This window comes from Aliinostoc sp. HNIBRCY26 (genome assembly GCF_050235535.1).
In the GTDB taxonomy this organism is placed as follows: Bacteria; Cyanobacteriota; Cyanobacteriia; order Cyanobacteriales; family Nostocaceae; genus Trichormus.
The window spans coordinates 4420649-4441720 of record NZ_CP189852.1 but is presented as its reverse complement, the minus strand read 5'-3'; the positions used below and the strand labels follow the sequence as shown (position 1 = coordinate 4441720).

The following is a 21072-nucleotide window of genomic DNA, read 5'->3' as shown; positions in this document are numbered from 1 at the left end:
ATTAGTCTTGAAAAATCATGATATTACCAGAATAACAAGCCACCCAAACCTCCCTTGTTTGCGGGTCGTAGGTAATCCCAATGGGATGTGATTCGACATTGACTTTTTGCAGAACTTTCATGTCACTAGTGCGAACTTTACTCACTGAATTTTCGTTATAGTTCACCACATAAAGTATTTGTCCATCCTCATTTAAAACCATACTGCGTGGGGCTTGTCCCGTGATGACTTTCTCTATTACTTTCCTTTGTTGTAAATTGATTTTGGCAATTTTTCCTTCACCATTTAAAGAAGCATAGAGGTATTTACCTGTCGGATCTATATTTAAATGTCGTGGAGAATTGCCCACATTTCTAATCCATTTCACCGAAAAATCTCTGAGATTCACTTCAGCAATGTCACTAGAACCCATCACCGCCACATAGGCTGTTTCTGAGGTTGAGTTAATAGCTATTCCGCGAGGATATGCACCTAATTTAATGCGTTTAATTTCTTGGTTTTGATTAGCATCAACTACACTTAAATCCCAAGAACACCAGTTACTTACTAAAATTAATTGTTCATCTGGGGAAGCGGCGACAAATTTCGGGACTGAACCCACTTGAATGACTTGCTCAATATTGAGAGTATCTGTATTAATACGATATAAAAAGCTGTTGTCTGTTTTCTGAGACGGAGAACATTTATCATTACCAGGGTTGTTGAAACCAGTACCATACATTTGATAGTTAGACACCCACGCATACTTACCATTGTGGGAAAAACTCGCTTCTACAGGCGCGCCTCTGTATTTACCTGGTTTTTTGGCGTAACCATATTTAGATAAATCCACTGTGTCGGGAATGACTTTCACCAATTTATAGTCCCGGTTATACACAGTGATGGAGTGGTTATACATCATATTTTGGGCGAAAAATAACCCATCACCGGAATAAACTACGGATTTTGGCGAAATTTTACTAGAGGAAATGGTTTTTACCAGATGCATTCTTCCTTGTGGACGTTGGGAAACTTTCGCTGCTGGCTGGATAATTTGGATTTGTGGTTTTGGTGTTGGTTGTGGAGAGTTATCGGAAATTTTAGTTACTGGCGCAGGTGCTAGAAACGATGTAGTGTTGAATCCATCTGTATGCGATTCTAGAGCTGATAGAGTTTGTTTACCTGCAAGACCATCGACAGTTAGTCCTTTGGCTTGCTGAAATTGGATGACGGCGGTGCGTGTAGCGTCATCAAAAAAACCGGAGATGGGTGCGTTGAAGTATCCAGCAGCTTGTAATTTGCGCTGTAAGGACATGACACGATAACTATTGTCGCCTTTTTTGAGCGATCGCTTGGATACAACTTTTGGTTGTTCCTCATTGACCACATTAGCAAATTCACTCACCCCAGAACCAGAGCCTAAAGCCGCCAGAGTTTTAGACCCCACAACCCCATCTACTTTTAAACCATTAGCTTGCTGAAATTGGATCACAGCCGCTTCTGTCACAGCACCAAAGTAGCCTGTAGGGTTCTGTTGGAAGTATCCAGCCGCTTGCAATCTTTGCTGAAGAGATACGACTTGAGACCCTCTATCACCCCTTTTAAGTCCCATCGCTGGATTTTGTGAACTCAAGGAGACCATTGCTAAACAAGCAGCTAAGACCAAAACTCCTCTGTGGTTCTTTATCCAAGCTAGTTCCTGAAAGTACAACTCAACATCAGTAAGCACTTCCTCTTCAGGATCAGCTGATGCTGCATAACTCTCGGCTAGGTGCAAATAAGCAAGTGATTCCATAGGTAAAGCGTCACTAAGACGAGTCCTAATTTATGGTAAAATTTGGAACCCATTTTATCATATGTACTGATAAAGTCGCCCTATTGTAAAAAATTATGAAGATAGTTTTAGGAACTATAGGACTCATATTTGATTTCTGAAAAAAAACTCCGTACACTTTTGTTCCTTCTTACCTGTTCCTCCGAAGTTCTGAGCGGAGGTTGCCTCCGCTCAGACTTCTCTCTGTTCCCTGTTAAGAGTTCCCTTCCTACGCAAATGATTTCAGGAATCAAAGCGGATTCCTATAGAAGAACAAGTATTGAGGTAGTAAATCTGGCATAAATATCAAAGTCACAAACTTTTCAAACAACGTTTGAGATTTTTCACCACCCTTAAACTCCTACACTCTAAAATTTATCTTTGTTACTGAGTAAAATTATGCTTTGAACCTAGCACTATTTTGTAAAATCCCCATAAGGATTTATATGGTGCTAAAAAGGTATATTTATGGATTTGCGGCTCAGTGGCAAAGTAGTATTAGTAACAGCAGCTAGTAAAGGCTTAGGTAAAGCTACAGCGTGGCAATTTGCGTGTGAGGGAGCAAAAGTTGTCATTTGTGCGCGTAGTGAATTAATCAATCAGGTTGCACAGGAAATAGCCAGCGCAACTAATGCAGAGGTGTTAGGTTTACGCGCAGATGTGACGCAACAATCAGATATTGATCGAGTTATTAATGCTACCGTTGAAAAATTCGGCGGCTTAGATATCCTGGTGACTAATGCGGGTGGCCCGCCTGCGGGGACTTTTGCTGATACTGATTTAGGGATGTGGGAAGCAGCAGTAAATTTAATGTTGCTAAGTGCAGTCCGCCTGATTAAATGTGCTTTACCTTACCTTAAACAATCTGCAAATCCTGCTATTTTGACTATTACTTCCACCTCCACCAAACAACCAGTACAAAATCTCGTGTTGTCGAATTCTGTTAGGTTGGGGGTAATTGGATTAACTAAAACTTTGTCTCAAGAATTAGGTAGCGATCGCATCCGTGTTAACAGTATTTTACCAGGATGGACATACACAGAAAGAGTAGATGAATTAATTAACGCTCGTATGGCTAAAACTGGTCAAACCAAAGCCGCAGAAATCGCTCAAATCAACGCCAATATACCTTTAAGACGTATGGGTACACCAGAAGAATTTGCCAATGTTGCGGTTTTTCTCTGCTCACCTGCGGCTTCTTTTGTGAATGGAGTCATGCTACAAGTTGATGGCGGACTGCATAGCGGCACATTTTAAAACAAAACAATGTGAGAGACTTTGTGTAGCAAGTCTCTCACATTCATCAATATCAAAGCTGCTGCACGTTCCCAAAGCAACATTTATTAGGCAACAGATGCAAAGCTTGAAAAGCAGATGGTATCTGACTTTCTAAATTGCGAATTGCAAATTGCGTTAGCGGAGCGGGGCGTTAGCCCATTGCGAATTGGTATTACTTATTCTTTTTTGTGTTTTTGTGGCTTTGTCTTCCCGCTTCGGCGTGTTGTTCACTTGTTCCGCCACGGGTTTTGGTTTCCTCTCCACTATCTTCACTAGCTTCGCTATCTTCAGTTTCTTCCTCATCTTTTTTCTTGCGTCCACCACCGTGAGAGTGTTTACCACCTTCACGACCGATTTCAGCCATGTGTTCTCTGTCTTGGCTGACAGTTTCGCCACCTTTGCGTCCAGCTTCCCGCGCTTCTTCAGGGGTAAATTCGTGAGCAGTTCCCTTTTCGTGAGCAGCGTGTCCACCTTTGCTAGCAATTTCGCGCTGTTTATCTTCATCCATTGAAGCAAAACCGCGTTTGCTTGTGTCTGACATAATTCAACTCCTTGTAGATAGGAGAGTGTATGTTTTATCCAGTACAAATTTTTACTGGTTACGCCTTGAATGTAGCTCAGTCAATTACTTATATTCATTATCCATTGGTGAGAATCATGTCAGGGTAAACTCGTACTTTAGACATATCACCTGAGTGTCTTACTTTCAAAAAGGTGTCGCCAAGGTAGTCGCGTAGTAAGACTATAGGAATCCAATTTAATTTGTAGAAAAAATCTAAGTATAAGTGGTGGCGTGGCAAACCTAAAATGTTGCACTGAAAAATCGCTTTTATCCGCATATCCTGCGGGAAGAAAGCTACATCTGCGTTTAATTAAATCCAAAGATAATGCACTACTTTAGCTTTGGCACGCCACCAGATTAATCTGCATTCATAGATATTTCTGATAATAATTCTGTATTATCTGTTAATGTTTCTGGTGTGACAACTCTAACGTGGTCAAAAAAGCGAGATATCCAAGGTAGAGCTACTAGAATCATCGTTAAAACTACTAAAAATATAGAAATACCCAAAATTTGATCACGGGGGATTTCTAATACACCACGCAGAATTACTTCTCGTAAAGCAGAAACTATCGTAATTTCTGCTGCTGCGCCTACAGAAATTTTCTGTGTTTGTAAATAGTCGATTAATAGGCGAAATAACTCAACTAAAATCAAAATAAATAAAATATCAGATGTAACTTCTCGTAAATCCAACGGGCGGATAAATGACAAAAACATATCAACTAAGCGGATGAGCATGACGCAAAATAAGCCCACGCACAGCGAAATAATAATAATATCTTGAAAAACTTCTAAATTACTGACAATTCTCCCTCGATTAAACCAGGTATTTAACTGGGTAATAATTCTTTCGGGCATATTATTTCCTATAGATAGCGATTTACACTATCCATGATAGACAAAAATCATCATAAAAATTATTCTATTTACACCATTTTCTATGCTTTTCATAACAAGTTCAATTAGTTATTATTTCTGAAATAGAAAATGTATTATATTTCACTTTTTAGAAGCAATAAAACTAATTCGCAATGGACTTATCTCCAAGATGCTAACGCGATTTACAATGGTTTGTTGATACTCAGCACCAGCTAACCGCCCCGCTTCCGCTAACATCACTCAGCACTCAAATATTGTGGCGGTACATGATCTACTAACCAAACCCCATTTTCTGAGCAATAAAAGGTAAATCTTGCTTGATACATTGCCATAGAATTGACCGTAAAAATTACTGGACGGCCATGTCGCATTCCCACTTTACGGGCAGTTTCTACATCTGTGGATAAATGTACATGATGGCGCGACATCTTGAGCAGTCCAGATTTTAAGATTGCTGGTACGGATTTTTCTCCTGTGCCGTGATATAAAATCTCTGGTGGAATTTGTGGTTGCAGTTGCAACTCTACTTTGACACTGTGTCCCTGATTGGCTCGAATTTTGGTTCTAGTTTCATCAAAGGCGAATCTTTGTTTATCATTATTCACCACAACTTGTTCTAATTCTGTGCGGGAAACGGGAAATTGACGGGCTGCACAAGCATTGAGTAATTCATCAACTGATACCCAACCACCAGGGGCTAAAGTGAGTCCTAGCAGTTCTGGTGTATGCCGTAAATGCTTGCTTAAAAATTTACTGATTTTGGTCTGACGTGCTGCATCCATATGAAAACATCCATGAAGAGGGCAGAGGGAAAGAACCCCATATATAAATGTAAATATAGGGGTTGGAAATAAGGACGTATTATTTCTTGTGCTGACGCGCTTTGAAATAAATATTTTTATTTTCGAGCATAAATAAATAATGGTGCTTGCATCCCTGAATTTCCCCCTTGCTCCTTGTCCCCTGCCTCTTCCAGTCATCTGTATGTGATGTCTGCGGTGATGCTCACTCAATCCGCCAATGAAGTTCTAAAGAAAACCTAAAACTACAACAGGATTTTTATTTCCTACCCAGATAATGCAGGTGAGATTATTTGCTACTTAAAAACTACGGGTAATTATGGCAGCCACACCGAAAATACTAGCCTTTGCTGGTAGCACTCGCGTAGATTCCTACAACAAAAAATTAGTGAAAATTGCGGCGGCTGGTGCTTCAGCAGCAGGTGCAGAAGTTACCTATATTGATTTACGTGATTTGCCATTACCAATTTTTGACGAAGACTTGGAAGCTGAACAAGGACTACCAGCCAACGCCAGAACATTGAAAGATTTGTTGATTTCTCATCAAGGACTGTTAATTGCTTCCCCAGAGTACAACAGTTCACTCACCGCCGGATTAAAAAATGCCATTGACTGGGCTTCTCGTCCATCGCCCAATGAAGCACCACTAGCAGCATTTGCAGGCAAAGTAGCAGCTATTATGAGTGCTTCGCCTGGTGGGTTGGGTGGTTTGCGTGGTTTAGTGCATCTCAGGGCTATTTTGGGCAATATCAAAGTGTTGGTACTTCCAGATCAAGTAGCTGTACCAACAGCCCACGAAGCATTTAACACTGATGGTTCTTTAAAACAGCCTCACCAACAAGAATCTATTGAAAAATTGGGTGAAAATTTAGCAACCATTCTATTTAAGCTCAATTCTTGAAACAGGACTATTTCCAACACAGCGATCGCGCTTTAGTTGCGTGCGTTAGTGATGAATGTTACTCAAAGAAATGCTTAAAACCCTGATTTTAAAAATATGTAACAATTTAGACAATATCACTAGTAGGCAACGAATCAAAGCGCGAGTATAAAAGAGAAACAAGACATAACATTCGCACTATAGATTGACAGAGAACGAACATGGCCAGCCGCTACTCTCCTGAAGACAATCAGCCAATTGTTGATTTAACTAACGATGTGGCCTCTGAATCTCCACTACCCAAAAACAAGAGGATGAAGTTGTCTTCAATGATAGCGATCGCTATTTTACTAACTGGTGCGGGGTTAGTTCTCTCAGCTACCTGGATAGGTGTGCTGTTAATTTTCAATCCTGAACAGGTGGGTTGGCTAAATAACTTTTTACCGAAATGGGCGCAGCTACCCCTCAGTTACAGTGGAAACCCGCAAACTCTCCAGCAAATTAAGGATAGTATCAGTAATCAACAACAAATAGCTGGCGATACCATAGCCTTAGATGCGGCTGAAAACTCATTTCTTCAGCCAGTGCTGCGTCAGCGTCCCAACTGTCAGTCTAATTGTCAAGAAGTAGTAGAACTGCGGGTTTATAAATTAGAGGACTTACAATACAAAACCCAGCCAGAAAGGTTTTATCGTCTCACAGATAATCTATCCATTGCTGGTACAGAAGAATCCTTTGCCCTCGCACCCCTAGTTGATACCGCATCAGAAAATCAAGATGTCAGTAATTCTTTACCCTTAACAGAAATCAAACCGTTGGAAGGCGAAACATCAACGCCAGGATTTTGGATTTATTTGCGGGGTGAACGTCAACAAGGCACTCATGCGATCGCCTACGGTCAAGTTATCTATTACAATCCAGACCGGGCTAATCTCCAGCATATGGTGTCTTGGACAAGTCCCAACGGTCAACTACCTAAATGGCAACAGGTTACTGGTGATAGTGCCAAAGAACTAGTGATTGATCAAACAGTCGGTTTAGAACCACAATTGCAGGTGTATCAAATCAAAGCCATTAGGTTATATCTCAAACCCATACAACTAGAAGCAATTAACCTCCAGCCAGCAGCCATAAAAGATAAAGCTTTCCAAGATGCCTTAATTGTTGCCCGTAGCGGCTTATGGACACCAGCGTTAGAGAAGCTAAAACTCGTCAAAAAACAGCGTCGAGGAAATTTACCAGCCACCGCACAAGCACAATTAGATTTAATTCGTCTCCACTCCCAACTGACTAAAACCCAAGCCGATAAAACTTGGGCTTCTCCCAGCCAACAAGTGCTAGCAGATTTAATTGATGGTCGTTGGGAAAAAGCCTTACAAGTATTACAAGAATCACCACAAAATGCCCAAGAAATTGCCACCCTCCTCAAAGCCGACAAAGGACGCTTGTGGAAGCGCGTCATAGCAGCCCTCAAAGCAAACCCCAATCAGCCAGAAATTCAAACTTGGGGCGCGCTTATATTAGCAGTTCAACAGGGAGAAGAACAGGCAAATGCTTGGTTACAGCAACAACCAACTATGAAAACAGCCACACTGAACAATATTCAAAGTCTACTGAAACAACTCAATCCCAAAGTTGTCACCACTCAAACAAGTCCATAGGGGTATCATACCAATTCGCAATGGGCTAACGCCCCGCTCCGCTAACGCAATTCGCAATTCGCAATTGAGAAATCCCGACTTGACAAGGGTTTTTGGATTTGGATCTGTTTCAAGATTTTCGTGAATTGGTATCAGGCAGGGGGAAAGAGGGTTTCATTAGCCTTCAGTGCGTAAGTCCAGGGTTTTAATCCAAAATCTAAAATCTAAAATCTAAAATTGATATTACTTCCCACATCCTAAACCCAGTTTATGGCTAAAGTTTTTGACTGCATTACCCAACAATTGCAAGACTTTATTGCAGCCCAAAAATTATTTTTTGTCGCTTCTGCACCCCTAAGTCCTGATGGTCATGTGAATTTATCACCCAAAGGATTAGATTGTTTGCGTTTGCTTTCTCCCCATCAGGTAGCTTATCTAGATTTGACCGGCAGTGGTAATGAAACATCAGCCCATTTAGAAGAAAATGGGCGGATTACTTTGATGTTTTGTGCTTTTGAAGAACCACCTTGCATATTACGTCTTTACGGACGAGGCAAGACAATCTTACCCAATTCACCAGATTGGAACTCTTTATACTCTTTGTTTCCTCCAATTCCTGGTACGCGTCAAATTATTGTGATTGATGTGGAACGCGTGCAGACATCTTGTGGTTTTGGTGTACCACTCTATGAATATCAAGGTCAACGCCAAACTCTAGTGAATTGGGCCCAGAAAAAGGGAGAAGAGGGCGTTAAAGACTATCAAAAACAGAAAAATCTTGTCAGTATTGATGGATTGGCTACTTCTTTGAGTAAGTTAAATGATTAGTCAATAGTCATTAGTCATTAGTCATTAGTCATGATCTATTACTCATTACTCAGCACGGGCTAAACGCCCCGCTTCCGCTAACAGCACTCATCACTCCACTAACACTATTTTTCGTAATGAGGGATGACTTCTGTTTCATTTTTGGCGGCTTGTATCCACTCTTGCATTGCTGGGATTGCTAAAATTGTCTCTACATAAGCTTGAGAAATAGGATCTAGCTGGACATCGTAAGTTACGAATCGTAAGACTACAGGAGCAAAGAAAGCATCTGCAATGGTGAATTGACTAAATAAAAAATTACCCTCAAGTCCAAATTTTTGGCGTGTTTCTTGCCAAATAGCCATGATCCTGTCAATGTCTTGTTGTACATTAGGCGTTAAGCCTTTACCTGGATATTTAGCACGGCAGTTCATGGGCATATTTTGGCGGAGATGCAAAAATCCTGAGTGCATTTCTGCACTAATGGAACGAGCAAATGCTCTTGCTGTTTGATCACTCGGCCACCAATGCAATGTGGGAAATGTTTCAGCTAAATATTCACAAATCGCTAAAGAATCCCACACTGTTTGATGATTATGTAGTAGTACAGGCACTTTGGCTGAGGGTGAATATTGGCGAATTTTGTCCCCAAAGTCGGGATTACTCAGCATAATCTGAGTTTCTTGAAACTCTAATCCTAGTTGCTTCATCACTAACCAAGGACGGAGTGACCAAGATGAATAATTCTTATTACCAATTACTAGATTTAGTTCTGTCATATGCTTGATATCTATAAATCTGTTCAATCCACATCCGCACATCAACTTCTGAACCTGAAGCAAAAGACTGACCTGTTATTCGGTCGTATGCTTGCCAGTATTTGTTACCTTGACGGTCAACTTTCTGGTTAACCTGAATTTCATCGGCATCTGATAGCAAAATTTTTAGTAGTTTTTGCCAAATTGTTTGTATAAATTCTCTACCGAAATTATGCTTAAAGCCGATTTCCGTGGGGGTTTCTCTGCCTTTAGATTGTAGACACCTGATATCATTTTGCATAAGATTATTCGTGGTTATCTTGCAGTAGATATCACTTTAACAATGCCTGAATTTATAATCAAATCATGACTTGTATAGTTTCCATAAATGGCGTTTATAGAAATTTCCTGGTGTCAAAATAAAAGGTAGAGAACAGCGTAAAATTTTCTTAAATTATTCGGAATCAAGCATTAAGTAAATTACTGTATAAATTAACCTTATCTATTGTCCATGAAAATTTCCCAACTTCGCGCCGTAGTTGCAGTAGCGGAGCGCGGTAATTTTAGTGAAGCAGCGTTAGAATTACAGCTTACCCAACCAGCAATTAGTCATGCGATCGCGACTTTAGAAGATGAATTAGGTGTACCCTTATTTGCTAGGGGTCGTTATGGTGCAGTTTTGACACCTGCGGGGGAGCGAATTTTATATCATGCGCGTCAGGCTATACAGCATCTAGAGATGATGCAACAGGAAGCCAACCTGCACAGAGGTTTACATGGTGGTCATGTGCGGATAGCCTCCTTTCGGAGTGTAGCAACTCATTTATTACCAAAAGCGATCGCGCAGTTTCACGAATATTTCCCAGACGTTGCTGTTACTATTATTGAAGGTCTTTCTTACTTAGAAGTAGAACAATGTTTACGTGAAGGGCGCGCTGAATTGGGTATTACTTATATACCTACAAGCGATGAATTTGAAGCTTGGGAAATCTTCCGTGATGAGTATGTGGCTTTACTGCCACCCAAAGCAAAAATTAGCGGTTCTCAAATTACTTGGGAAGATATCAACGCATATTCACCAGTCATCCTGGCTTGCTTACCCTGTGGACGAACCTTACATCATCACTTCAAGCAAGAAGCCCCCTTCATCCATACCACCAGCCACATTCAAGAAGACTCGACTATCGTTAGTTTAGTTAACCAAGGATTAAGCGCAGCCATTCTACCTCGTCTAGCCGCCGTACCCATTCCTCCCAACGTACAAGTTTATAGCTTACCTCAGCCATTAGAAAGAGTCATAGGAGTCGCTGTTTTATCTCATTCTCTACATATTCCAGCCGTGTTTAAATTTCTGGAAATGCTCAAAGAATTCGATTTTCAAAGTTTAGCTAAATTTACCTAATAAATGTCCAAATTAATCAGAGGTAATATGAAAGTTAACAAGGAACAGGAGAGAAGATAATTAGAGATGCAATGAGGTATTTTCAGAAATTCCATACTGTTTTTATATCAATGTAAAAGACCAAATTTTCCCAGAAAAGTTAGACTAAAATCCAATTCTTGCTTGTCTAAAGTTGATGAATCATGAATAATATTCTCAGTTGGTGCAATATAAGCTTCATTGGGAGCTAAAGTTATCTTAATCACCGGATATGTGGGAAAATTCTGCATAAATTCTGATGGTAGTTTCACTCCACGATAATGTTTAGAGATATCATTTATAGTTGATAAACCTAACAAATGAAATATCTTCATTAAGGAAAGATTGATCATCAGAAAATAGCGATTCTCTTGTCCAATATTGATACAGATGCGATTACTAGATAAATGTCTACGTTTTAAAGGTGAATTTTCCCAACTATCTAAATGCAATCCCACATAAGGGCGATGAGGCAGATATTGAACAGTATTGACAGTTGTTGTTATTAATTGAGGTTTAGCGCAGTGTATGCCCAATGTTTTGATTTCGTCATTGGTCATTAAAGCATATTGTTGGATATGAGTGCGGATGGCTTCTATTGCACACTGATAACTAGGGTTTAATGTAACTTTGCTAATATCCTCTCTTGATTGACTCAAATCTAGATTGATTGTGCTAATAATTTCCCTTAAGGGTTGAATGAGATATTCAGGTATTCTCATGATACCTATATGACTACCCAAATCCCAATTGCTTTGCAAGTCATCAATCGAAGTAGTTAATTGCTCTAGTTCAATTGAACTAACTTTTCTCCATTCCTGTTTAGGTATAAAGCAATTTTGTAGGTAATTAAGATTATTTGCCTCATCTGTGGATAATATACTCGTACCATTATTTAAGAGAAATCGTTCGGGATTTAATTCCAAATTTCTATCTAAAACAATTTTTATATCTTCAATAATTTGATTCATATATTGAGTTCCATAAAATTATACTAAGATAGCGAAAATATTATTCAAGTTAGTGCGTGACAAAAATTTATAATAAAAACAAATACAGTTCAGAATAGAACAAAAACATCATCTATCCGTCCATAAATATTCAATGAACTGTATTCTTATGAATTCTAATGGCATCAATCGCAATTAACAATTACATCTATTTTTAAGCATAGCTTAATGCCGTGTTTACTTCTTGATTAACATTGAGACGCTCTAGAACCATCTTATAATTATCCTGATCAATCATACCGATTTCACGAAATCGAAAATCAATGTATTTTAGTATTCCTTGTTCAACAATACATTGCATAACGCCTCGATCATCAACTTCATAATACTCACGGCTACCTTCTGCCATTGGATAACCGCTACAACTACCAAAATATTGACAATTACTACAAGTTTGTTCGATGCGTGATTCTGCATCTCTGACAATTCGCCAATGCTGTTCATTATCAATTAATTGGTTCATCGGGGTGGTAAAGATATTACCGTGGCTACGTTCTGGGTTGTAAGCATCGGCGTAGCTGTAAAGGTTTCCATCCGTATTAACTAGATAAATACATTCCCACTCGCGCTTATCATAAAAAACTGTTGGGGCATCGGGAGTATAATGATAAACCACCTGTTGAATTGCATCGGAAATAGGTGTTATAGACACAAATTTATCATCTGCTATCCAGAGATCGAACAGTTTTTTATAGGCTGCTAATGTTTCATATGCAGTAATTTCAAAACCAGCGTGTTGATTATCAAAAGCACCTTTAAACAGAGGGAGAATCCTAGCAGATAAATTCATTGAACGATAGAACTGATAAATGTCAGCAATCCGATCAATATTACGTTTGTTCAAGACGGTGATGCAGCCAAATCTAATCCCAGCATCCAATAGCTTATCCATATTTTTCAGCACACGCTCTTGGGACTCTAATTCAGTTTGATATACCCTTAATCCCCCAAATAAATCTATAGATACGCCTACATAATCAAATCCTTCAGACAATAATCTTAAACGTTCCCTATCCAGTAAAGTTAGATTAGTTTGCACTGCGTTAGTGACGCGATCGCTAGGATGATCAAAAATTTGATTTTGTAGATCAAATGCTTGCCAATAAAAACTAGGATGTTGCAACAATGGCTCTCCACCGTGCCAAATAAATTCAATATCAACTGGGAAGTCTAAATTGCGATAATAGTCAGCAACATGACGAAACAGATTTTCTATTTGCTCAAGAGTGATGGCTGTTTTATCTGCCAAACCTTCATATTCATAGCAATAGCGACAACGTAAATTGCAATGCTTAGATGTTTTGATAACAAATTGAACTAATTTTCGCTTGTTCATGATTAAATTTGATGTTTTGCTCAAATAATTGTAGAAAATGTTGTTTGTAATTTGAATTAATACAAACAACTAGTAATTATTATTCTTAGTTAAAGATTGAATTAATCATGACTTATGCAAACATTCATAGGGTAAATTAGAGGAGTTGATTTATTAATAATCAACTAAAGCTCAATATCTAATTAACCCTAAGAAAAACTTTGACTATGACAATTGCTTAAGTCAAATTAATACCCAATTTTCTGAAATGTATCTACAGCAGATGGACGAACTTGCTCGATTGGTTCCCGAAAATTAGGATCTTTTTTCACCTCTATCCATCCAGGCTTATTATCTCGGAACTGATCAAATAATCTGAATCGATCCTGCGTTTGGATGTCAAATTTTCTGTTCGGTCGCAAAATATCCACTTTGTGTAAAATTTGAGGACTTACTTGAGTAGGCAAAGGATCAGATTGAACCTGATCAACAAATTGAGCATTTACCTTTGCCACTGTCGTAATCAGAACTCCAGTAACGGCTAGAGTCATAGCCATAGTAAAGCGAATACTGGCATTCATCGGTATTAACTCCAATTATGAATTAGCTTTGATCGGGTTTTTCCCTCACATTTGCTAATTAGGTTGGATTCCGAAAATTTATGCAACCTCATAAAAATAACAGCAGTGAAATTCTGTCTGTGAAATATAACTGAATAATCATGATTATCTGGGTACTGGTACTTGATTCATCACTGATGCAATTACAGAATCAATTTGTAACCCATCTAGCATGGCTTCCGGCTTGAGAATCAAACGATGGCGCAATAGAGGTGATGCGACAGCTTTGATATCATCTGGAGTGACAAAATCTCGTCCAGCTAACCAAGCCGCCGCTTGAGCCGTCTGTAACCAAGCACCAGCCGCACGAGGAGACGCACCCAAAGCTAAATCAACGGCTTGACGGGATGCTCTCACCAACGCCAACAAATAATCAATAATTACTTCTGATACCTCGACATTTTTAACTGCTTGTCGCGCCTGTAAAATTTCCTCCACCGTTGTCACTGGCTGCAAACTACTAATTTCTAAACGTCTCCCCGCAAAACCAGATTGACGATTTAACAACATTTGCTTTTCGGCAGTTTGGTCGGGATAATCTACCACAAGTTTGAATAAAAATCGGTCTAGTTGTGCTTCCGGTAAAGGATATGTCCCCTCAAATTCTAAAGGGTTTTGTGTGGCAATTACCCAAAATAAACTCGGTAGTGGCAAACTTTCACCGTCTAAGGTGACTTGCATCTCTTCCATTGCTTCTAATAAAGCAGCTTGAGTCTTGGGAGGAGTACGGTTAATTTCGTCAGCTAGTAAAACTTCTGTAAAAACTGGCCCTTTTTTTAAAGTGAAACTGCGACTGTTTAAGTCAAAAATATTTGTCCCAGTAATATCTGAAGGTAAGACATCTGGTGTTAATTGCACTCGGCGAAATTCTGCTTGGATAAGTTGCGCTAAGACTTTGACGAGGAGAGTTTTACCAGTTCCTGGTACACCTTCTAAAATGATGTGTCCACCTGATAAGAGTGCGATGAGTATTTGTTGTACTAGGCTGGCTTGTCCGACAACGATTTGGTTAAGTTTTTCGCCAAGATGAATTAAGACTGGACGGGTTTCGCTCATAAGTTTTAGTAAAGAAAGGGGGACGAAAAAAGCAGGGGGCAGGGGAGCAGGGAGCAGGGGAAAAACCAGCCACAAGGGGCTGGGTTTTGAACCTGATCTTTTTCGTAAACCAAAATCCAAAAATGGCAGTTTCAATTATGGCTGCTGTCAAGTCAGTATATGTCCTAACTTTGCATAAATTATGACTTGAAATCCCACAAAAAATCTTTCTTTCCCATCACCAGTCCCAAGTCACTAAGTAGAACAAGGTAAATGATTAAAGGTTTGTAGTGAGAACTTTAGTTCTCTCTTCTCCACGAAAGGCTACGCCCTAAGCATAGTTGTGTCTTAGGCTTTACGAGACGTTCCGCGAACAGAAAAGGACTAAAGTCCTTACTACGAACTGAATCCTATTATTTTTACATTGCTTAACACAGTTTGGTTTTTCCCAGTCATTCTGACTTGAAAAAGGGGTGTAGGGGTTTAAGGGTATAGGGGTGTAAGGGAAAGACTTTTTCATGTGTTCTGGTGTACGCAGTACATGACGGCTACTTATATTTCAAGACAACTCATCGGGATTTATTCCCAATGCTCTTAATCTTTCCGCTAACTGTTGGGCGCGTTGGGCTTCTTGTTGGGCATGGGGAATTGGGCATGGGAGACAAGGTAGACAAGGGAGAGAGAAAATAACTAATGACTAATGACTAATGACTATTGACTATTGACTATTGACTATTCCTCAACATTCGCCATTTTGCTAGCCAGGTAAATAATTCTCGCTGGCTGATGCGCCGTTTGCGTGCTTGCAATTTTAATACTGTGTCTAGTTCTGCTGGGCTTTTACCTGTTTTTTCGACCCATAGGTTGAGTAAGGTTTGGTGTTCTAGTGGGACTGAACCTAAACCTAAAGCTTTTTGGAGTTGTAATTGTTCTTCTTTCCCGACCATTTCGACTACAAAGTCGCTAGATTCGGCTTTTTGTAAGATTCCTGCTAAAGCTTGAATGTATGCTTCACTGTTATCTATGACTGGTGTTTCTAGGGGGACTGGTTGACCTAAACGGCGATTTTGTGACCAAATTAAGACTAATAGCACCATTCCTGTTTGTATCAATAGGGCTAATAGTGGAGTTTGCGCTAGATAGTCAATGAGGGTTCCTTGACTTTCTGCATCTTTGATATCCTCATCTTTATAGCCGTGGATATATTCGTCTACAAATATTTGATTACCTTTCTGCTGTACTAAAGTGGCTAGATATTTAAAATTATCTATTTCGTCTTGGTAAGCGTTGGCGGCTATATAGGGAGTTGTAGAAAAAAATACTTTGCCTTTTTCCTGTGTTTTATGCCACACTACCGCGCCAAACTGATCACCTAAAGAAATTTGGGTTTTCTGCACTTTGGTATAGCGTCTACGTGTAGCAATAGCTACTCTGCCATCTGGTGATGTTTGCCAAGTATAAAAGGGGGATGGACTAACGCGCGATCGCACTCCTAAAATTACTAAGTTATTGCCTTTATCTAGCCATGCTTCTTCATCTGGTAATAAATCTGCTGGTCTGAGGGAACTTTGGATTCTCAGTAGGGTGGCTGGTTTTTGGGATTTGAGCTTTTCTAGGGGTTTTTGCCAACGTTGGATAGGAATTCCACGATCCTGCATATAAGCGTACCAAGCTCCGTAGCCGTTGGGAGCGCGATTATAAGTTGAACCTATGTAAAGTTGAGTGCTGGGAGCAGCGAAAAAACTTAAGATGATGATGACGATAATAGCGATCGCACCTAACCAAGCACTACGTTTTGATTTTTTCATTTTTCTGTAATCTCCCGATAGGCTTGGCGACACTGTTGATAATTTTCTTCTAGCATCTGGGCGTTACCGAAACACAATTGTTCGTGAGTGGTAATTAAGGTTTCGTAGGGTTGGAGGGGAGTTTGATTGCCAAGTTTTAGTAGTTGCAGATATTCGGCATCGGTGCGACTATATTGATGTGGAAGAATTTTTGTATCATGCAAGTGTTGCAAAATCGCTAAATAAAGGCAACGACAAGCCTCGCGGTAGTTTCCTTGACGATATAATTGTTGCGATCGCTCTAATAAAGTTGTCACAGAGACGTTTTCTTGAGATGCTTTTGATTTAGCATTCCCCCCATTACCGTTATTTGCTAGCCACGCATATATATAAGGCTGAAATTCTCGCCATAAACGCAAAATTACTACAGCCACAAATAAAATTACCACTACCCAAAATAAAAAAGTTAACAGATTAGTCACCCAAGGACTGAGTTTCCAGTCTGGGGATATTTCTGGTAAAACATTATCGAAGCGGTAAAGCTCATATTCTACCCATTCCCCAATTCTTTGACGAAATAGGGACAGTTGCCAATCCCAGCTAGTTTTTACAAAATCTTCTGTAGACATAAAAAATAAACAAAAATTACAATGTTAAATCGTGTTCTAGAAGATGGCTATTAGTGATTAGTTGTAACAAAATGAAAACTACTTTTGTCAGGTAATTAAGTTTTTCATGCAATTTGACAGAACTTAATACTTATTTGACGAATTTAGAGTTTAAAATCCATCATGTTGACGACCGTAAAAAATCACCCATAAGTGTAACCCAAAGTAGAGGTTTTTACATGAGGCAACAGAAATGGCTAACCAAATGCACTCAGCTACTTTGCTGTATTCTGCTAGTTCTAGGAATTTGGTGTTTACCCCAAGCGGCTTTAGCAGATAACCAACAAGAAATTAATTCGATTTTACAGACGCGAGAAATCGCCCTAGAGGCCATTAATAACCGTGATTTTTCTAAAGTTCAACCATACTTACACCCCAGCTTTACAATTACTACAGTTGACAACCAAGTTTTTCACACAGTCCCTGAATTTGAAAAGTATTGGAATCAGCAATTTTCTAGTACCATCCAAAATATCAAAATGAATCTCACAGGCGACACAGTGAGGACGTTTCTCTCACCAGAAATAGTTGTTTCGTCTGGAGAAGCAGTTGCGACTTTTGCTTTTAAAGATGGTAAAGCCGCAGATATGGGGATGCGTTGGACGGCTGTGTTGCAAAAACTCCAAGATAAATGGACTATTCAATCGTTACATTTCTCCTCTAACCTCTTAGATAATCCTGTCTTGAATGAAACTAAAAGACTAGTATGGACTACAATTATTGCCTCAGCAGTAGGTGGTTTCCTGATCGTAATGTTAGTATTGCGCCGTCAGCAAAAGAAAGAACCAGATCAGCCCAGCCAAGAACCACAAGTACAGAATAAATAGCATGGGAAACACCAATCAGCCAATTTCTACTCGCCGGTTTCAGGCTACCTTAGTAGTATTGCTGATTTGGGTTGTTGTCAGTTTACTACACTTGCGACCGGAAACACGGTGGTTCATGGTGGGACTAACGGCGGTTTTTAGTATCCAAACCATCAGAATGTTGATGGCTAAACCAGCCGCACCAGTTATTAACAGTCTTGCTGAACCACCAAAAATCTCAATTTTAGTTCCGGCTAAAAATGAAAGTGCTGTCTTGAGTGCTTTAGTGTACAACTTATACCAATTGGATTATCCTAGCGATCGCCTGGATATTTGGATTATTAACGATGGTAGTACCGATGCTACTCCTGAAATATTAAGGCAATTACAAACCCAATTTCCCACACTCCAAGTTTATAGCCGAGAATCACAAGATGGAAAATCAGGGGCGTTAAATGCAGTTTTTCCCCACACCCAAGGAGAAATTATCTTAATTTGTGATGCTGATGCTTTGCTACCTGTGAACTTTCTACAGCAAGCAGTCCCATTATTCCACAAACCCAGTATTGGTGCAGTACAAGTGCGAAAAGCAATTACTAATGCAGACATCAATTTTTTAACTCGTTGTCAGCAAATGGAAATGTGTTGTGATAGCTTTTTGCAAACCCATCGCTTGGCTGTAGGCGGAATGTCTGAGTTACGGGGGAATGGGATGTTAGTCAGGCGCGATATATTAGAAAAGTGTCAAGGATGGAATGAGAATAGTATTACAGATGATTTAGATTTGTGTTTTAGGATTTATTTAGCTGGGGCTGAAATTGAGTTTTTACCTACTACAAGTATTCAAGAAGAGGGTGTAATTAATTGGAGAAATCTTTGGTTTCAACGTCTTCGCTGGGCTGAGGGTGGTTATCAGCGTTACTTTGATTATTTCCCGCAAGTTTTCGCTTTGGGTTGGGTAAAAGAAATTGATTTAATTTTATTTTTCCTATTGCAATTTCTCCTCCCTATAGGACTAATTCCTGATTTATTGTGGACAATATTTTATAGAGATAGCCCAGTTTTATTACCACTACAAACTATATTAAGTATTATTTTAACAGTAGCTTTCATGGCTGGACTTTATCAACATCAAAATTTACGTGGTTGGTCTTTACTGTGGGCAACAATTCAAGGTTCTATTTATATGGTGCATTGGATTCCGGTAATGATTGTCACCACTTTTAAGATGTGTGTACAGAGTAGGCGATCGCCTTGGGTAAAAACTGAGCATCTGGGGTGCAATAATGCTAACCACTATAGGAAAAACAAACTATAGGCAAAAAAGTTGGAAAAAATTAGGGTAAAACTGTTCCCTGTTCCCTGTTCCCGTTCGGCTGACGCTCACGGCGGAAGCCTGTTCCCTACATCCACTAAAGGACTTTTTCAGCAAGCCCTATTTAGGAGTACGTGACAGTGTATTCACAGCGTTATTTGAAGAACCAATTGGTACACTGTGTAATAGAAACAGAAAACCTCAATCTACTTATCCAGGACTTACGCAAGTGTCACAATCAATGCTAGGTGCGTGACGCTATAAGTCTTATTACTACGTTCAAATCGTTTCGCATAAGAACGAGCGCGGAGGGATTTGAACCCCCGGCCAACAGAACCGGAATCTGTTGCTCTATCCACTGAGCTACGCGCCCTCGTACTGGACGATTATATCACGAGATTTTACATTTTGTGTTAGAGATAATTTGCAGGGTTGACTGGTGTACCATTACGGCGGACTTCAAAATGCAGGTGTGGCCCGGTGGATAAACCAGTCGAACCAACAGCCGCGATCGCCTGTCCTCTTTGTACTGTTTGTCCTTCTCTTACGTATAATTCGCTAGTATGCCCGTATAGTGTGGTAATGCCGTTACCGTGGTTGATAATTACAGCTTTGCCGTAACCACCATACCACCCAGCGAAAATCACTGTTCCTGAGTCGGCGGCGCGAATTGTACTTCCGTAGCTAGCAGCAAAATCTAACCCAGCATGAAAGCGACGATACCTCAAAATCGGGTGAATCCGCCAGCCAAAGGGACTGCTAGTGGGTGCATCACTGGGAAGGGCGAATATTCCTGTACCCTTAACAAAAATATTTGTGCGACTGTTGGTTTTTGCTTGTGCGGCTTCTCTGGCTTGTGCTTCAGCTATTTTTTGTTGAATCAGGGTTTCTAAACTTTTGGAATCTTTTTCTAGTTGATTTTGTGCGGCTTCCAACGCTAGGCGATCGCTATTTAATCTTTGGACTAATTCCGATTGAGACTGCGCTTGAGCTTGATAATCGGCTTTTTGAGCTAATAATTGCTCTCGAATTAGAGCAATTTCGTTTTTTTGAGATTCTACCTCTGTTTTTTGCTGATTCAGTAGTTCGGCTTGCTTGGCTAATTTGCTCAACATCTGTTGATCTGCTTGATATACCAACTTTAATTGATAGCGACGGCTGATAAAATCACTGATATCTCGGCTTTGTAATAATACCGCCCATCCTTGACTAATAGGCGATCGCTGAAGATACCTTAACCGCCCTATCGTGGCTAATTGGCGTTCGCCATAGATTTGTTCTGCTACCGCTAAATCAGCTTCTAATTGTTGGAGACGTTGAGTAGCAACCTTTAATCGCGTCTCAGTCTCTTGAATTTGACTATTGGTAGTTTGCAAATTGTTGGCGATTCCAGTTAAGTGATTTTGCGCCGCTTGTTGGATTTTAGTCAAGCGATCGCGTTCCCGAACCACATTCTGGCGTTCTTGATTAATTTGTTGCTGTTGTTGTCGGAGGTTATTGACTGTTGGTGCTGGGGTTGCAAATATCGGTAGCCAAATCAGCATCCAGCAGAGTATCAGCAAACACCAGCAAATTTTCCAGTATCCAATTAATGGCGTTTTCATGCCTTATCTTCAGCCAAGGGATTGCAAGCATAGATAGCATTGTTCCCAAAACATCGGTATATCTAACAGCATTTTTCATAAAGTACATCTTTA

General features: G+C 39.9%; 21 protein-coding genes and 1 tRNA gene. 7 read left to right on the top strand and 15 right to left on the bottom strand.

The window, feature by feature from the left end; translation table 11 throughout:
- Window position 1: 1 nt before the first annotated feature.
- A complete protein-coding gene (locus ACQFX9_RS18890) occupies window positions 2-1774 on the bottom strand; it encodes a peptidoglycan-binding protein (protein ID WP_427157637.1) in 1773 nt (590 codons plus the stop codon).
- A gap of 486 nt (window positions 1775-2260) precedes the next feature.
- On the opposite strand from ACQFX9_RS18890, the gene ACQFX9_RS18885 reads away from it, so the two are divergent.
- Complete coding sequence (locus ACQFX9_RS18885) at window positions 2261-3049, top strand: SDR family oxidoreductase (protein WP_427157636.1); 789 nt, start codon at window positions 2261-2263, stop codon at window positions 3047-3049.
- Window positions 3050-3242: 193 nt separating this feature from the next.
- On the opposite strand, the gene ACQFX9_RS18880 is transcribed toward ACQFX9_RS18885, so the two are convergent.
- From ACQFX9_RS18880 to ACQFX9_RS18870, 3 genes are all read right to left on the bottom strand, one after another.
- The gene (locus ACQFX9_RS18880; RefSeq protein WP_236142344.1) at window positions 3243-3611 is read right to left on the bottom strand and encodes a KGG domain-containing protein; all 369 of its coding nucleotides are present in this window, start codon (window positions 3609-3611) and stop codon (window positions 3243-3245) included.
- Window positions 3612-3989: 378 nt separating this feature from the next.
- Complete coding sequence (locus ACQFX9_RS18875) at window positions 3990-4493, bottom strand: phosphate-starvation-inducible PsiE family protein (RefSeq protein ID WP_236142345.1); 504 nt, start codon at window positions 4491-4493, stop codon at window positions 3990-3992.
- A 257-nt stretch (window positions 4494-4750) separates the two neighbouring features.
- Window positions 4751-5296, bottom strand: coding sequence for an RNA 2'-phosphotransferase (locus ACQFX9_RS18870; protein WP_427157634.1), 546 nt, complete (start codon window positions 5294-5296; stop codon window positions 4751-4753).
- Window positions 5297-5633: 337 nt separating this feature from the next.
- Between ACQFX9_RS18870 and ACQFX9_RS18865 the strand changes: the two genes are divergently transcribed.
- From ACQFX9_RS18865 to ACQFX9_RS18855, 3 genes are all read left to right on the top strand, one after another.
- Window positions 5634-6215: an NADPH-dependent FMN reductase gene (locus tag ACQFX9_RS18865; protein WP_427157633.1), complete on the top strand. Its 582-nt coding sequence runs from the start codon at window positions 5634-5636 to the stop codon at window positions 6213-6215.
- A 200-nt stretch (window positions 6216-6415) separates the two neighbouring features.
- Window positions 6416-7855, top strand: a complete 1440-nt coding sequence (locus ACQFX9_RS18860; protein ID WP_427157632.1) for a hypothetical protein — start codon at window positions 6416-6418, stop codon at window positions 7853-7855.
- 249 nt (window positions 7856-8104) lie between these two features.
- A complete protein-coding gene (locus ACQFX9_RS18855; protein ID WP_427157630.1) occupies window positions 8105-8662 on the top strand; it encodes a pyridoxamine 5'-phosphate oxidase family protein in 558 nt (185 codons plus the stop codon).
- 104 nt (window positions 8663-8766) lie between these two features.
- Here ACQFX9_RS18855 and ACQFX9_RS18850 read toward each other — a convergent pair whose 3' ends face one another.
- Complete coding sequence (locus ACQFX9_RS18850) at window positions 8767-9420, bottom strand: glutathione S-transferase family protein (protein ID WP_427157629.1); 654 nt, start codon at window positions 9418-9420, stop codon at window positions 8767-8769.
- Window positions 9392-9700 carry a hypothetical protein gene (locus ACQFX9_RS18845; protein WP_427157628.1) on the bottom strand — a complete coding sequence of 103 codons (309 nt, stop codon included), beginning with the start codon at window positions 9698-9700 and terminating at the stop codon, window positions 9392-9394. The genes ACQFX9_RS18850 and ACQFX9_RS18845 overlap by 29 nt, the downstream gene beginning before the upstream one ends.
- A gap of 210 nt (window positions 9701-9910) precedes the next feature.
- Here ACQFX9_RS18845 and ACQFX9_RS18840 point away from each other — a divergent pair, with 210 nt between their 5' ends.
- A complete protein-coding gene (locus ACQFX9_RS18840) occupies window positions 9911-10801 on the top strand; it encodes a LysR family transcriptional regulator (protein ID WP_427157627.1) in 891 nt (296 codons plus the stop codon).
- A gap of 107 nt (window positions 10802-10908) precedes the next feature.
- On the opposite strand, the gene ACQFX9_RS18835 is transcribed toward ACQFX9_RS18840, so the two are convergent.
- The 6 genes from ACQFX9_RS18835 to ACQFX9_RS18810 form a co-directional block, all read right to left on the bottom strand.
- Window positions 10909-11790 (bottom strand): hypothetical protein, encoded by an 882-nt coding sequence (locus ACQFX9_RS18835; protein ID WP_427157625.1) that lies wholly within the window; start codon window positions 11788-11790, stop codon window positions 10909-10911.
- A gap of 193 nt (window positions 11791-11983) precedes the next feature.
- Entirely contained in the window at window positions 11984-13165 is a 1182-nt protein-coding gene (locus ACQFX9_RS18830) for a radical SAM protein (RefSeq protein WP_427157623.1), read from the bottom strand.
- Between the two features lie 227 nt (window positions 13166-13392).
- A complete protein-coding gene (locus tag ACQFX9_RS18825) occupies window positions 13393-13725 on the bottom strand; it encodes a hypothetical protein (RefSeq protein WP_427157621.1) in 333 nt (110 codons plus the stop codon).
- Between the two features lie 144 nt (window positions 13726-13869).
- Window positions 13870-14820 carry an AAA family ATPase gene (locus tag ACQFX9_RS18820; protein ID WP_427157619.1) on the bottom strand — a complete coding sequence of 317 codons (951 nt, stop codon included), beginning with the start codon at window positions 14818-14820 and terminating at the stop codon, window positions 13870-13872.
- Window positions 14821-15524: 704 nt separating this feature from the next.
- Complete coding sequence (locus ACQFX9_RS18815) at window positions 15525-16607, bottom strand: DUF4350 domain-containing protein (RefSeq protein ID WP_427157618.1); 1083 nt, start codon at window positions 16605-16607, stop codon at window positions 15525-15527.
- On the bottom strand, window positions 16604-17215 hold the full coding sequence (locus tag ACQFX9_RS18810) for a DUF4129 domain-containing protein (RefSeq protein ID WP_427157616.1): 612 nt from the start codon (window positions 17213-17215) through the stop codon (window positions 16604-16606). The genes ACQFX9_RS18815 and ACQFX9_RS18810 overlap by 4 nt, the downstream gene beginning before the upstream one ends.
- 218 nt (window positions 17216-17433) lie before the next feature.
- Between ACQFX9_RS18810 and ACQFX9_RS18805 the strand changes: the two genes are divergently transcribed.
- Together ACQFX9_RS18805 and ACQFX9_RS18800 are read left to right on the top strand one after the other, a co-directional pair.
- Complete coding sequence (locus tag ACQFX9_RS18805) at window positions 17434-18081, top strand: YybH family protein (protein WP_427157615.1); 648 nt, start codon at window positions 17434-17436, stop codon at window positions 18079-18081.
- Window position 18082: 1 nt separating this feature from the next.
- Window positions 18083-19378, top strand: coding sequence for a glycosyltransferase (locus ACQFX9_RS18800; RefSeq protein ID WP_427157613.1), 1296 nt, complete (start codon window positions 18083-18085; stop codon window positions 19376-19378).
- Between the two features lie 297 nt (window positions 19379-19675).
- Here ACQFX9_RS18800 and ACQFX9_RS18795 read toward each other — a convergent pair.
- The 3 genes from ACQFX9_RS18795 to ACQFX9_RS18785 form a co-directional block, all read right to left on the bottom strand.
- Window positions 19676-19748 (bottom strand) — tRNA-Arg (locus tag ACQFX9_RS18795).
- A 40-nt stretch (window positions 19749-19788) separates the two neighbouring features.
- Entirely contained in the window at window positions 19789-20919 is a 1131-nt protein-coding gene (locus ACQFX9_RS18790) for a murein hydrolase activator EnvC family protein (RefSeq protein ID WP_427157611.1), read from the bottom strand.
- Window positions 20870-21058, bottom strand: coding sequence for a hypothetical protein (locus ACQFX9_RS18785; RefSeq protein WP_427157610.1), 189 nt, complete (start codon window positions 21056-21058; stop codon window positions 20870-20872). The genes ACQFX9_RS18790 and ACQFX9_RS18785 overlap by 50 nt, the downstream gene beginning before the upstream one ends.
- Window positions 21059-21072: the final 14 nt, after the last annotated feature.